Origin of the sequence: Streptomyces sp. Isolate_45 (assembly GCF_024721315.2) — a bacterium.
Taxonomy (GTDB): domain Bacteria; phylum Actinomycetota; class Actinomycetes; order Streptomycetales; family Streptomycetaceae; genus Streptomyces.
In genome coordinates, this window is record NZ_JANFAK020000108.1 from 16,284 (window position 1) to 30,086 (window position 13,803).

General features: G+C 72.7%; 11 protein-coding genes. 4 read left to right on the forward strand and 7 right to left on the reverse strand.

What is annotated here, in order from left to right:
* Positions 1–44 precede the first annotated feature (44 nt).
* The 4 genes from NOD94_RS28475 to NOD94_RS28490 all read left to right on the forward strand — a co-directional run bounded on the left by NOD94_RS28475 (position 45) and on the right by NOD94_RS28490 (position 7,359).
* Complete coding sequence (locus tag NOD94_RS28475; RefSeq protein WP_281208993.1) at positions 45–4,652, forward strand: ATP-dependent helicase; 4,608 nt, start codon at positions 45–47, stop codon at positions 4,650–4,652.
* A gap of 188 nt (positions 4,653–4,840) precedes the next feature.
* Positions 4,841–5,539: a hypothetical protein gene (locus NOD94_RS28480; RefSeq protein WP_281208994.1), complete on the forward strand. Its 699-nt coding sequence runs from the start codon at positions 4,841–4,843 to the stop codon at positions 5,537–5,539.
* A 191-nt stretch (positions 5,540–5,730) separates the two neighbouring features.
* Positions 5,731–6,555 (forward strand): DNA-formamidopyrimidine glycosylase family protein, encoded by an 825-nt coding sequence (locus NOD94_RS28485; protein ID WP_281208995.1) that lies wholly within the window; start codon positions 5,731–5,733, stop codon positions 6,553–6,555.
* A gap of 33 nt (positions 6,556–6,588) precedes the next feature.
* On the forward strand, positions 6,589–7,359 hold the full coding sequence (locus NOD94_RS28490; protein WP_281208996.1) for an SDR family NAD(P)-dependent oxidoreductase: 771 nt from the start codon (positions 6,589–6,591) through the stop codon (positions 7,357–7,359).
* Here NOD94_RS28490 and NOD94_RS28495 read toward each other — a convergent pair.
* The 7 genes from NOD94_RS28495 to NOD94_RS28525 form a co-directional block, all read right to left on the reverse strand.
* Positions 7,307–7,528, reverse strand: a complete 222-nt coding sequence (locus NOD94_RS28495) for a hypothetical protein (protein WP_281209006.1) — start codon at positions 7,526–7,528, stop codon at positions 7,307–7,309. The genes NOD94_RS28490 and NOD94_RS28495 overlap by 53 nt on opposite strands.
* 207 nt (positions 7,529–7,735) lie before the next feature.
* Positions 7,736–8,113: a helix-turn-helix transcriptional regulator gene (locus NOD94_RS28500; protein WP_281208997.1), complete on the reverse strand. Its 378-nt coding sequence runs from the start codon at positions 8,111–8,113 to the stop codon at positions 7,736–7,738.
* A 109-nt stretch (positions 8,114–8,222) separates the two neighbouring features.
* The gene (locus tag NOD94_RS28505; protein WP_281209007.1) at positions 8,223–8,780 is read right to left on the reverse strand and encodes a CinA family protein; all 558 of its coding nucleotides are present in this window, start codon (positions 8,778–8,780) and stop codon (positions 8,223–8,225) included.
* Positions 8,780–9,436, reverse strand: a complete 657-nt coding sequence (gene pgsA / locus NOD94_RS28510) for a CDP-diacylglycerol--glycerol-3-phosphate 3-phosphatidyltransferase (RefSeq protein WP_281208998.1) — start codon at positions 9,434–9,436, stop codon at positions 8,780–8,782. The genes NOD94_RS28505 and pgsA overlap by 1 nt, the downstream gene beginning before the upstream one ends.
* Positions 9,433–10,926 (reverse strand): 30S ribosomal protein S12 methylthiotransferase RimO, encoded by a 1,494-nt coding sequence (gene rimO / locus NOD94_RS28515; RefSeq protein WP_281208999.1) that lies wholly within the window; start codon positions 10,924–10,926, stop codon positions 9,433–9,435. The genes pgsA and rimO overlap by 4 nt, the downstream gene beginning before the upstream one ends.
* Positions 10,927–11,051: 125 nt before the next feature.
* Positions 11,052–11,948, reverse strand: a complete 897-nt coding sequence (locus NOD94_RS28520; RefSeq protein WP_281209000.1) for a helix-turn-helix domain-containing protein — start codon at positions 11,946–11,948, stop codon at positions 11,052–11,054.
* Positions 11,949–12,153: 205 nt separating this feature from the next.
* Positions 12,154–13,803, reverse strand: a 1,650-nt coding sequence (locus NOD94_RS28525; protein ID WP_281209001.1) for a DNA translocase FtsK, incomplete at its 5' end; no start/stop codon positions are given.

The following is a 13,803-nucleotide window of genomic DNA, read 5'->3' on the forward strand; positions in this document are numbered from 1 at the left end:
CGCAGGTCGGGCGGTATGTCAGTGCCGGGGTGCACGATGGGGGCATGTCCGGCTCCGCGCTCGCCTCGTTCTCGCCCGCGACCCGCTCCTGGTTCACGGGGGCCTTCCGTACGCCCACCCCCGCGCAGGAGGGTGCCTGGCGGGCCATCGGGGAGGGGTCGGACGTGCTGGTGGTGGCGCCCACCGGCTCGGGCAAGACCCTCGCGGCGTTCCTCGCCGCCCTCGACCAGTTGGCCTCGGCCCCGCCGCCCGCCGATCCGAAGAAGCGCTGCCGCGTCCTGTACGTGTCCCCGTTGAAGGCCCTCGCCGTCGACGTGGAGCGCAACCTGCGCAGTCCGCTGACCGGGATCAGGCAGGAATCGGCCCGCCTCGGCCTGCCCGAGCCGGACATCCGGGTGGGCATCCGGTCGGGGGACACCCCGCCGGCCGAGCGGCGGTCCCTGGCCACGCGGCCCCCGGACATCCTGATCACCACTCCGGAGTCGCTGTTCCTGATGCTGACCTCCGCGGCGCGCGACGCGTTGTCCGGTATCGAGACGGTGATCCTGGACGAGGTGCACGCCGTGGCCGGGACCAAGCGGGGCGCCCACCTGGCGCTGTCGCTGGAGCGGCTGGACGAGCTGCTGCCGCGACCGGCGCGCCGGATCGGGCTGTCGGCGACCGTCCGCCCGGTCGACGAGGTGGCCCGGTACCTCGCGCCGCGCGGCCGCGTCGAGATCGTGCAGCCGCCGTCCGGCAAGGAGTTCGACCTGTCGGTGGTCGTCCCCGTGCAGGACATGGGCGAGCTGGGCGGCTCCCCCGCCACCGACGGCAAGGAGGGCGGCGACAGGCCGTCCATCTGGCCCCACGTGGAGGAGCGGATCGCGGACCTCGTGCAGTCCCACCGCTCGACGATCGTGTTCGCCAACTCCCGCCGGCTCGCGGAACGGCTCTGCAACCGGCTCAACGAGATCGCCCACGAGCGGGCCACCGGCGCACCCCTGCCTGAGGGCGCTCCCCCGGCCGAGGTCATGGCCCAGTCGGGCGCGGCCCTCGGCGCCCCGCCGCTGCTGGCCCGCGCGCACCACGGCTCGGTGTCCAAGGAGCAGCGGGCCCTGGTCGAGGAGGACCTGAAGGCCGGCCGGTTGCCCGCCGTGGTCGCCACGTCGAGCCTCGAACTGGGCATCGACATGGGCGCGGTGGACCTGGTGATCCAGGTGGAGTCCCCACCGTCGGTGGCCTCCGGGCTGCAACGCGTGGGCCGCGCCGGTCACCAGGTGGGCGCCGTCTCCACGGGCGTGGTCTTCCCCAAGTACCGGGGCGACCTGGTCCAGGCCGCCGTGGTGACCGAGCGGATGCGCACCGGCTCGATCGAGTCGCTGCGGATCCCCTCCAACCCCTTGGACGTCCTCGCGCAGCAGCTGGTCGCGATGACCGCGATGGACACCTGGCAGCTGGATGAACTGCTGGCCCTGGTGCGCCGGGCGGCGCCCTTCGCGGCCCTGCCGGAGTCGGCGTTCACGGCGGTGCTGGACATGCTGGCGGGCCGCTACCCGTCGGACGCGTTCGCCGAGCTGCGCCCGCGCGTGGTGTGGGACCGCGTCGCCGGGACGATCACGGGGCGACCAGGCGCCCAGCGCCTGGCCGTCACCTCCGGCGGCACCATCCCCGACCGCGGGCTGTTCGGCGTCTTCCTCGCGGGCAGCGCCGCGTCCGACACGAAGAAGGGCGGCAGGGGCGGCGGTCGGGTCGGCGAGCTCGACGAGGAGATGGTCTACGAGTCCCGCGTGGGCGACGTGTTCACCCTGGGCACCACCTCGTGGCGCATCGAGGACATCACCCGCGACCAGGTCCTGGTCACCCCGGCGCCCGGGGTACCGGGCCGGCTGCCGTTCTGGAAGGGCGACCAGCTGGGCCGCCCCCTCGAACTGGGCCGCGCCGTCGGCGCGTTCCTGCGCGAGCTCGGCGGCCTGAGCGCCGAGGACGCCCGGCTGCGGCTGCTCGCGGCGGGCCTCGACGCCTGGGCCGCCGACAACGTCCTCGCGTACCTCTCCGAGCAGCGGGAGGCCTGCGGCCACGTACCGGACGACCGGACCATCGTCGTCGAGCGGTTCCGTGACGAACTGGGCGACTGGCGGGTCGTGGTCCACTCGCCGTTCGGCGCCCAGGTGCACGCCCCCTGGGCGCTGGCCCTCGGCGCCCGCCTGGCCGAGAAGTACGGCATGGACGCGCAGGTCATGCATGCCGACGACGGCATCGTGCTGCGCCTGCCGGACGCCGACCTGCTGTCCATGGACCTCCTCGACCACGATCCCGCGCACGTCCCCACCCACGGGTTCGACGACGACCGGCCGCCGCTGGGCGCGGCCGACGTCACCTTCGACCAGGGCGACGTCAACGGGATCGTCACCGACCAGGTCGGCGGTTCGGCCCTGTTCGCCTCCCGCTTCCGCGAGTGCGCGGCGCGCGCCCTGCTGCTGCCGCGGCGCAGTCCGGGCAAGCGCACCCCGTTGTGGCAGCAGCGCCAGCGCGCCTCGCAACTGCTCCAGGTGGCATCGGAGTTCGGGTCCTTCCCGATCGTGTTGGAAGCCGTCCGCGAATGCCTCCAGGACGTGTTCGACGTACCGGGCCTGACCGAGCTGATGGGGGACATCGAGGCGCGCCGCGTGCGGATGGTCGAGGTCACCACGCCCGAGCCCTCGCCGTTCGCCCGTTCCCTCCTGTTCGGGTACGTCGCCCAGTTCCTGTACGAGGGCGACTCACCGCTGGCCGAGCGCAGGGCGGCGGCGCTGTCGCTGGACTCCCGCCTGTTGTCGGAGCTCCTCGGCCAGGCGGAGTTGCGCGAACTGCTGGACGCGCAGGTACTGGAGGACCTGGAGCGTGAGCTCCAGTGGCTGACCCCGGACCGGCGGGCCAAGGACGCCGAATCGGTGGCCGACCTGTTGCGCCTGCTGGGCCCGCTGACCGACGCGGAGTTGGCCGAGCGCGGCGCGGATCCGGCGTGGGTCCGTGAACTCGGCGCCGCCCGCCGCGTCGTCGACGTCCGGATCGCGGGCGCGGAGCACTGGGCGGCGATCGAGGACGCGGGCCGGCTGCGGGACGCCCTGGGCACGGCCCTGCCGGTCGGGGTTCCCGAGGCGTTCACGGAACCGGTCAAGGACCCCCTCGGCGACCTCCTCGCCCGGTACGCCCGCACCCACGGCCCGTTCACCACGGTCACCGTCGCGGCCCGCCTGGGTCTGGGCACGGCGGTGACCGACGGCGCCCTGCACCGGCTCGCGGCGGCGGGCCGGCTGGTCCAGGGCGAGTTCCATCCGGCGGGCATCGGCCAGGAGTGGTGCGACGCGGCCGTGCTGCGCCGACTGCGCCGCCGCTCGCTGGCGGCGCTCCGCCAGGAGCTGGAGCCGGTTCCGCCCACCTCGCTGGCCACCTTCCTCCCCCAGTGGCAGCACCTGGGCGGCGGCCTGCGCGGCATCGACGGCCTGGCCCGCGCCGTCGAGCAGCTCCAGGGGGCCGCGGTCCCCGCGTCGGCGCTGGAGAGACTGGTCCTGCCGTCGCGGGTGACCGGGTACTCCCCGGCCCTGCTGGACGAGCTGACCACGACGGGCGAGGTGGTGTGGGCGGGAGCGGGAGCCCTGCCGGGCAAGGACGGCTGGGTCTCCCTCTACCTGGCGGACGCGGCCCCGCTACTGCTCCCCGAGCCGCACCCGCTGGAGCTCGGCGAGCTCCACAAGGCCGTCCTCGACGCCCTCTCGGGGGGCTACGGGCTGTTCTTCCGCCAACTCACCCAGTCCGTCCGCGCCGCCCACCCCGAGGCCTCCGATCCGGAGCTCGCCTCGGTGGTCTGGGACCTGGCCTGGTCGGGCCGCCTGACGAACGACACCCTGGCCCCGCTGCGTTCCCTGCTGGGTTCCGGCCGGACGGCGGGCGCCACCGCGCACCGGGCCCGCCGCACCGTCCCGCGCGGGCGCTACGGCACGCTCGGCGCCACCGTCTCCCGTACGGGTCCGCCGACGGTCTCGGGCCGTTGGTCGCTGCTGCCCGCGGCCGCCCCCGACCCGACGCACCGGGCCCACGCCCTGGCCCGCACCCTGCTGGACCGGCACGGCGTGGTCACCCGGGGCGCGGTGGCGGCGGAGGGCGTGGCCGGCGGCTTCAGCGCGGTCTACCGGGTCCTGTCCGCGTTCGAGGACAGTGGCCAGGCCCGCCGGGGGTACGTGGTGGAGGGGCTGGGCGCGGCCCAGTTCGCGATGGACGGCGCCGTGGACCGGCTCCGGGCGGCCGAGCGGACCCCGCCCCCGCTGGCGGCGGTCGTCCTGGCCGCCGCCGACCCGGCGAACGCGTACGGGGCGGCCCTGCCGTGGCCCGATCCCCCGGGCGACGCGACGCACAAGCCGGGTCGCAAGGCGGGCTCCCTGGTGGTCCTGGTCGACGGGGAGCTCACCCTGTACCTGGAGCGCGGCGGCAAGACCCTGCTGGCCTGGCCGGAGGCCGGCGACCCCCGGCTGCTGGCGGCCACGACGGCCCTGGTCACGGCGTCCCGTGCGGGCACCCTCCCGGCGCTCACGGTGGAGCGGGTCAACGCCGCCCCGGCCCTGACGTCGCCCCTGGGCCCGGACCTGGAGACGGCCGGTTTCCACGCCACCCCGAAGGGCCTGCGCCTGCGCACCTGAGGGCCTCGCCCACGTACGGGTACGAGGCCGGCCGAGGACTCGGTCAGGTCTCGACTGTGCCGCCACTGTTCTGGCCATGTCACGAAACTGCTGCCGACCGCCCCCGAGCTCGCCCGCGCCCTTATCCATGCTTTATCAAGATGATCAGAGCACCGCACGGGCGGTGCGCCAACATGGGGGAACGAAGAGTGAGCACCATCAGCATGCGCGGAACCACCCTGGGCGCGGTCGGCCTGGCGGTCGCCGGCACCCTGGCCCTCACGGGCTGCAAGAACGGCAACGAGGAACTCCCCGCGGCGCAGCCCAGCAGTTCCGCCACCCAGCCCTCCCAGCCCGCCACGCCCTCGGACCAGCCCAGCAGCCCGGCCGCCCCGAGCTCGTCGGCGAGCACCGGAGGGGCCTCCGTGCCGGGAGCGAACGGCACGGCGAAGTCGGGCCAGCAGTTCAAGATCGGCGAGGCCGCGCAGATCCCGTTCGACTACGGCAGCACCAAGGGCGGCCGGATCGCCCTCACCGTCACCGCGATCGAGCAGGGCAACCCGGCCGACCTGGACGTCCTGAAGCTAGGCGACAAGGTGAAGGGGATGATCCCCTACTACGTCCGCTACTCGGTCCAGAACACCGGCACGGTGGACCTGTCCCACACCTCCGTGGGCCACATCAAGGGCCTCCTCCCGGACGGCAGCGAGGCCCAGGGCGTGTCCGTCATCGGGAAGTTCGAGAAGTGCCCGAACGAGTCGCTGCCGAAGGGCTTCACCAACGGCAAGACGCAGACCAGCTGCGCGATAGCCCTCGCCCCGTCGGCCCAGACGAAGGTCACCGCCGCCCAGTACTGGGGCGAGCCGTACAACATCCTCAGCAAGAACAAGGAACTCGTCTGGAAGTAGGGGATCGGCCCCGGGCCCTCCTCACCACCGGTCCCGGAAACCCCCGCGGCACCTGCCCGCGGGGGTTTCGACGTCCGGCCCCCGCGCCCCACCGCACCACCCTGGACGTCACCCCGCGCGGCACCGCCGGCCCGCCCCCGCCGGACCGCCACCCGCCCGCACCGGCGGCCGCCCGGCGCGACAATGGCCCCATGCCCGAAGGAGACAGCGTCCACCGCGCGGCGAGCCGCCTCCACACCGCCCTCGCCGGCAAGCCGCTCACCCTCAGCGACCTGCGCGTCCCGCGCTTCGCCCTCGCCGACCTCACCGGCCGCACCACCCTGGACGTCACCCCGCGCGGCAAGCACCTCCTCGCCCGCCTCGAAGGCGGCCTCACCCTCCACAGCCACCTGCGCATGGACGGTGCCTGGCACGTCTTCGCCCCGGGCGAGAAGTGGCGCGGTGGCCCCGCGTACGAGATCCGCGCCGTCCTCGGCACCGCCGACACCACCGCCGTCGGCTACCGGCTGCCCGTCCTCGAACTGCTCCGCACCGCCGACGAGGACAAGGTCGTCGGCCACCTCGGACCCGACCTCCTCGGCCCCGACTGGGACCCCGGGCAGGCCGCCGCCAACCTGCTCTCCGACCCGGACCGCCCCCTCGGCGAGGCCCTGCTCGACCAGCGCAACCTGGCCGGCATCGGCAACATCTACAAGTCCGAGGCCTGCTTCCTGGCCCAGGTGACCCCTTGGACCCCGGTCGGCGCGCTCCCCGATCCCGAGGTCACCCTCCCCCGTCTCGCGGCCGCGGCCCAGCGCCTGCTGGCCGCCAACATCGGCGAGCACGGACGGCGCTCCACCACCGGCAGCCGCGTCCCCGGCCGGGAGCTGTTCGTCTACGGCCGCTCCCACCGCCCCTGCCTGCGCTGCGGCACTTCCGTCCGCGAGGCCCCGCAGGACGATCGCCCCACGTACTGGTGCCCGCGCTGCCAGTTCGGGCCCGCCCCCGCGCCCGTCGGGCACCGCCGCACCGGTTGACGACCCGTCAGATTCACTCGTACGGTCCCTTGCATGCCCACACCCGCCATCGCGTACGACCTCACCGGCCGCACCGCCTTCGTCACCGGGGCCGCCAGCGGCATCGGCCGCTCCACCGCCGTGCTGCTGGCCCGGGCGGGCGCGACCGTGCACTGCGCGGACCGCGACGAGCTCGGCCTCGCCGGGACGACGTCACAGATCACCGGGGCCGGCGGGGCCGCCACCGGCCACCCCCTCGACGTCACCGACCGCGCCGCCCTGCGGGCTGCCGTCGCCGCGGCCGGGCCGCTCGACGTCGTCGCCGCCATCGCCGGGGTCATGCACACCAGCACCGTCCTGGAGACCACCGACGAGGACCTCGACCGGATCCTGGACGTCAACTTCAAGGGGGTGCTGCGCACCTGCCAGGAAGGCGTCCGCGCCATGATCGCCGCGGGCCGCCCCGGCTCGGTGATCACCATGGCCTCCGGGGCCGTGGACGCGGCCCAGCCCGGCCTGCTCTGCTACAGCGCCGCCAAGGCGGCCGTGATCCAGCTGACGAAGACCCTCGCCACCGAGAGCGGGCCGCACGGCATCCGCGTCAACGCCGTGGCCCCCGGTTGGATCCGCACCCCGATGACCGGCCGGCACAGCGCCGAGGTCCTGGAACGGACCGAGGCGACGATGGTGCGCATGTCCCCGCTGGGCCGGGTCGGCGAGCCCGAGGACATCGCCCAGGCCGTGCTCTACCTCGCCTGCGACGCCTCGTCCTTCATGACGGGCCAGATCCTTCGCCCGAACGGTGGAGTGTCGATGCCCTGGTGACCCCGGCCGCGGCCTCCGCCCCGGCCCGCCCCCGGTCCGCCCGCCGCGCGCAGTGCACCGGCAGCAGCCCCAGCCCCCAGCCGCCCACCGCCACCGCGCCCTCCACGGGCCCGGACTCGGCCGGTGCCAGCGCCAGCCGCAGCACGGCCCACCACCACAGCACGCCCATCGCCAGGGCGAGGGGTATGAGCAACCGCCGCACGGCCACCTCCCAGCGGGCCGGATCCCGGACGGGCCCATCCTCCCGCACCGTCCCGCCCCCCGCACCCAGAACGCCCGCCACGTCGCCCCGACGGCCCCCGCACGGCAAGGAGCCCCGGGCCGGTGCTTCACGCACCACCCGGGGCTCCCGCCACACTCACATGCTCACGTGCACTCAAGCGGCTACGACGTTCACCGCTTCCACGGGTGCCTTGATGGTCACCCGCTCCGGTCCCGTGACCGAGGCCACGGAGACGGAATTGAGCATCGGGCGCACCGGTGCCGGCACCGGTTCGCTTGCAGCTGCCGACTGCGCAAGCTCGGCCAACGACAGCTCGTCGCTGACTTCGCGCATCAACTCGGACATCCGTACGTCCAGCGCGTCGCAGATCGCGGAGAGCAGCTCGGAGGATGCCTCCTTCTGCCCCCGCTCCACCTCGGAGAGATAGCCGAGCGAAACTCGGGCGGACGAGGAGACTTCGCGCAGAGTACGGCCCTGGCGCTGGCGCTGCCGACGCAGCACGTCACCCAGCAGGCGACGGAGCAGAATCATCGGTGGCTCCCTCCTCTGACCGTGTAGCCGTAACCTTCACGCCCCACCGTACCGCCTCGCGCCGCGGCCGTGCGGGGAGCGATGTCGTGTTCACTCAGGGCTGCAAACATCAAATCCCCCCGTTCCGTTCCGTATCCTGCCCCCGCAGATTCTCGCGGAGTTCGCTCGACAACAGTTCGAGCACAGTCCGTGCACTCTCCCTACGAATTTCCGTACGGGAGCCGTTCAACCGCAGCCGGGCCGTTTTCCTGCCCCCCGGACCTGCCACGGCGATGAAGACGGTGCCCACCGGCTGCCCGTCCTGAGGGTCCGGACCGGCCACTCCGGTGGTAGCGATCCCCCACGAAGCGCCCATGACGCGCCGCACCCCGTCGGCCATCTCCTGCGCGACCTGCGCGTTCACCGCGCCTTCGGCCGCCAGTAGCCCCGCGTCCACCCCGAGGACGCGGTGCTTGAGCTCCGTGGCGTACGCCGTGACCGAGCCGCGGAAGGAGCGGGAGGCACCCGGAACCGCCGTCAGCTCGGCCGCGACCATCCCTCCGGTCAGCGACTCCGCCACGGCGACCGTTTGATCACTCTCCGCGAGCAGCCTCAGTACGTCCCCCGCCACCCCCGTGGCGCCTTCGGCCGCCCGTGCGACCCCCGGCCCGTCCCCCGCCCCGTACATCACTTCGAGGCCCGCTCCGCGGCCAGTCCGGCGCGACGCATGACGACGGCCTGCCGGATGTAATCCAAACCGGTGACCACGGTCAGCACGACGGCGATCGCCATCACCCAGTACCGCATGGTCGCCAGCGGTCCGGTGAGCGCGAGGACGTACATGCCCACGGCCGTGCCCTGGGCGAGGGTCTTCAGCTTGCCGCCCCGGCTGGCCGGGATCACTCCGTAGCGGATGACCCAGAAGCGCATCAGCGTGATGCCGAGCTCCCGGCCCAGGATCACCCCGGTCACCAGCCAGGGCAGGTCACCCAGCCAGGAGAGACAGATGAGCGCCGAGCCCATGATCGCCTTGTCGGCGATGGGGTCGGCGATCTTCCCGAAGTCGGTGACCAGGTTGTAGGTCCGCGCGAGGTGGCCGTCGAAGATGTCCGTGATCATGGCGACGGCGAAGGCCGCCCACGCCCACGCCCGCCAGACGGGGTCGTAGCCCCCGTCGGCGAGCAGCAGCATGACGAATCCCGGCACGAGGACGAGCCGGATCATCGTCAGGATGTTGGCGATGTTCCACAGGCTGGCCTGGTTGACGGCCGCAGTCCCGAGCTTGGTGCCGGGCGCGGGCCGGCGGCCGGTCCCGCCCGCCGCCGATGCCGGGACTCCGGTCATCCGGCCGCCTCCTCAAATTCCATGCCCAGGGGCTCGGCCACCAGGTCGACGCCGAGGCTGCCGACCACCTTTGCCGTGACGATACGCCCGGGAACCAGTCCCGTGCCGTCGGTGAAGACGACCTGGCCGTCGGTCTCCGGGGCCTGGTGGGCGGCGCGCCCGTAGGCACCCTCGCCCTCCTCGGCCTCGTCGAGCGGGACTACCGTCTCGACGAGCACCTCCAGGGTCTCCCCGATGCGCTCCTCGGCGCGCTGCGAGGTGAGCTCCTCGGCGAGGCGCTGCATGTGGGCGAGGCGTTCGGCGATGGTCTCCGCGTCCAGCTTCCCGTCGTACGTGACGGCCTCGGTGCCGTCCTCGTCCGAGTAGCCGAAGACGCCGATGGCGTCGAGGCGGGCGTGCGTGAGGAAACGCTCCAGCTCGGCGAAGTCCGACTCCTTCTCGCCGGGGAAGCCGACGATGAAGTTGGACCGGACGCCGGCCTGCGGGGCCTTGGAGCGGATGGTGTCCAGCAGCTCCAGGAAGCGGTCGGTGTCCCCGAAGCGGCGCATGGAGCGCAGCACGTCGGGGGCCGAGTGCTGGAAGGAGAGGTCGAAGTACGGGACGACCTTGGGGGTCGAGGTGAGTACGTCGATCAGGCCCGGCCGCATCTCGGCGGGCTGGAGGTAGCTGACGCGGACGCGCTCGATGCCGTCGACGGCGGCGAGCTCCGGCAGCAGGGTCTCCAGCAGTCGGATGTCGCCGAGGTCCTTGCCGTACGAGGTGTTGTTCTCGGAGACCAGCATGACCTCCTTGACGCCCTGCTCGGCCAGCCAGCGCGTCTCGCCGAGCACGTCGCTGGGGCGGCGGGAGATGAAGGAGCCGCGGAAGGACGGGATGGCGCAGAAGGAGCAGCGGCGGTCGCAGCCCGAGGCCAGCTTCACCGAGGCCACGGGGCTCTTGTCGAGCCGGCGGCGCAGGGGCGCGCGCGGCCCGGAGGCGGGGGCGAGGCCGTCGGGCAGGTCGGCCGGGGCGGCCTCGGGCTCCTGCGCGTGGCCGGGCAGGGCCACAGTGGCGTCCTGGCGCTCCGCCGGGCTGATCGGCAGCAGCTTGCGCCGGTCGCGCGGGGTGTGGGAGGCGTGGACGCCGCCGTTGAGGATGGTCTGGAGGCGGTCGGAGATGTCGGCGTAGTCGTCGAAACCGAGGACTCCGTCGGCCTCGGGGAGCGCTTCGGCGAGTTCCTTGCCGTAGCGCTCGGCCATACAGCCGACGGCGACCACGGCCTGGGTCCTGCCGTGGTCCTTCAGGTCGTTCGCTTCGAGCAGGGCGTCTACGGAGTCCTTCTTCGCGGCTTCGACGAAGCCGCAGGTGTTGACGACGGCTACGTCCGCGTCGGCGGCGTCCTGGACGAGCTCCCAGCCATCCGCCGCCAAGCGGCCTGCGAGCTCCTCCGAGTCCACCTCGTTACGGGCGCAGCCAAGAGTGACAAGGGCGACGGTACGGCGTTCGGGCATGGACTCAAGACTACTTCGTCCCGACCCCGGCCCCCGCCCCACGTCCCGCCACGACAAGATCCCCGGGGCCGGCGGCGGGTGCCGCGCGACGTCCCGGGGATCTGGAATTTACTGTTCCGCGCTGGTCAGCCCGCCTGGGCCTGACCCTGGCGCGGATCTTCCTTGGTGTAGGTGAGACGTTCCACCTGACCGGGCTGGAAGCTGTCCTTGATCTCCTTGCCGTTCACGAAGAGGTTCACGGCCCCGGCGTCACCGAGCACGAGGTCGATCGACTCCTTGTCCGTGAAGGTCTTCGACTCGCCCTGCGCGAGGGTTCCGTCGAACAGCAGTCGCCCGCTGTGGTCCTTCGCGGAGATCCAGCTCTCACCCTCGCTGGCCGTCAGGACCACCGTGACGAGGTCCTTGGGAGCCGCTGCGATGGCACTGTCGGACGGCGTCGGCTTGGGCGCCTGCGGGGTCTGCTGGGGCTGGGCGGCGGGCTTGCCCGCCGTCTGCTTGGGTGCGGGCTTCGGGGAGGCGGAACCTTCCGCCAGCGGACGCTTGCTCTGGGCGTCGCCACCGCTGAAGGCGGTGAAGCCGACGAAGCCGATCACGGCGACGATGGCGGCGACCATGGCGGCGGTCCAGTTGGGCCGCTGCCGTTCGGGACGGATGCGTTCGGCTTCGAACATCGGCGCGGCGGGGGTGGGTGCCGGCCGGCCGCCGTGGGCCGCGTCGTAGCTGTCGATCAGGGGTGCCGGATCGAGGTGCACGGCGCGGGCGAGCGTACGGATGTGACCGCGGGCGTAGACGTCGCCGCCGCAGCGCGTGAAGTCGTCCTCTTCGATCGCGTGCACGATCGGGATGCGCACGCGGGTGGTGGAACTGACCTCGTCGACGGTGAGCCCGGCGGCGATCCGGGCCTTCTTGAGGGCCGTCCCGATCGACGGCTCTTCGACGGAACGTTCGACGATGCGGTCCTCGGACCGGTCGTCGGTCGAAGGCCGCTCTTCTTCGGGGGAGTTGGAGTTGCCGATGGACACGAGGGCGCCTTTCGAGCGTGTAGCCACCTGCTGGCTTACCAGTCTAGGGGGGTGACGAAAGGGTGGGGCAACCGGAGGGTCCTCTTCCTACGCCATCCGAATGGCTTCGGGAGGACCCCCGTCGTCTCCTCAACTTGACGCACGCCCAAGGGAAACGGTTGCCCGCCGATCCCATACGGTCGAGTGAGCCGGACGGACCCCCGTTCTACGGCGTGTCCTCGCCCCGGATCACGGCGAGCACGCCGTCCAGCTCGTCCGGTTTGAGCAGGACGTCGCGCGCCTTCGAACCCTCGCTCGGGCCGACGATCCCCCGCGACTCCATCAGGTCCATGAGTCGCCCCGCCTTGGCGAAACCGACGCGCAGCTTGCGCTGGAGCATCGAGGTGGAGCCGAACTGGGTGGAGACGACGAGTTCCGCGGCCTGGCACAGCAGGTCGAGGTCGTCGCCGATCTCCTCGTCGATCTCCTTCTTCTGCTTCTGCCCGACGGTCACGTCGTCCCGGAAGACGGGCGCCATCTGATCCTTGCAGTGCTGGACGATCCCGGCGATCTCGTCCTCGGTGACGAACGCGCCCTGGAGACGGACCGGCTTGTTCGCTCCCATCGGCAGGAACAGTCCGTCACCCTTGCCGATCAGCTTCTCGGCGCCCGGCTGGTCCAGGATGACCCGGCTGTCGGCGAGCGAGGAGGTGGCGAAGGCGAGCCGGGAGGGCACGTTGGCCTTGATCAGACCCGTCACCACGTCCACGGAGGGCCGCTGCGTGGCGAGCACCAGGTGGATGCCGGCCGCGCGGGCGAGCTGGGTGATCCGGACGATCGAGTCCTCCACGTCGCGCGGCGCCACCATCATCAGGTCCGCGAGCTCGTCGACGATCACCAGCAGGTACGGGTACGGGTTCAGCTCCCGCTCGCTGCCCGGCGGCAGTTTGATCTTGCCGTCCCGGATCGCCTGGTTGAAGTCGTCGATGTGCCGGTAGCCGAAGGCGGCCAGGTCGTCGTAGCGCAGGTCCATCTCGCGGACCACCCACTGGAGGGCCTCGGCCGCCCTCTTCGGGTTGGTGATGATCGGCGTGATCAGGTGCGGGATGCCCTCGTACGCGGTCAGCTCGACCCGCTTGGGGTCGACGAGCACCATCCGGACGTCCTCCGGGGTCGCCCGTACCATCACCGAGGTGATCAGGCAGTTGATGCAGGACGACTTGCCGGAGCCCGTCGCGCCGGCGACCAGCACGTGCGGCATCTTCGCGAGGTTGGCCATGACGTAGCCGCCCTCGACGTCCTTGCCGAGCGCCACCAGCATCGGATGGTCGTCCTCGGCGGCGTCCGCGAGGCGCAGGACGTCCCCCAGGTTCACCATCTCGCGGTCGGTGTTCGGGATCTCGATGCCGACCGCCGACTTGCCGGGGATCGGGCTGATGATCCGCACGTCCGGGGAGGCCACGGCGTAGGCGATGTTCTTCGCCAGCGCCGTGATCCGCTCGACCTTCACCGCGGCGCCGAGGGTCACCTCGTAGCGGGTGACCGTCGGGCCCCGGGTGAAGCCCGTGACCTGCGCGTCGACCTTGAACTCGGTGAACACGTTGCTCAGCGAGGCCACGACCGCGTCGTTCGCGGCGCTGCGGGTCTTGCCCGGACCGCCCCGCTCCAGCAGGTCCAGCGAGGGCAGCGCGTACGTGATGTCCCCGCGCAGCTGGAGCTGCTCGGCTCGCGGCGGCAGCGGCTGCGCCTCGGGCGCGGACTTCGTCAGGTCCGGCACGGACAGCGTCCCGGAGGCCGCGGCGGTCCGCTCGTGCGGCGGGTCGGCGACGACCGACGCGGCCGGGGCGGGCTCCGACGGCGCGGGCGCGGACGGTGC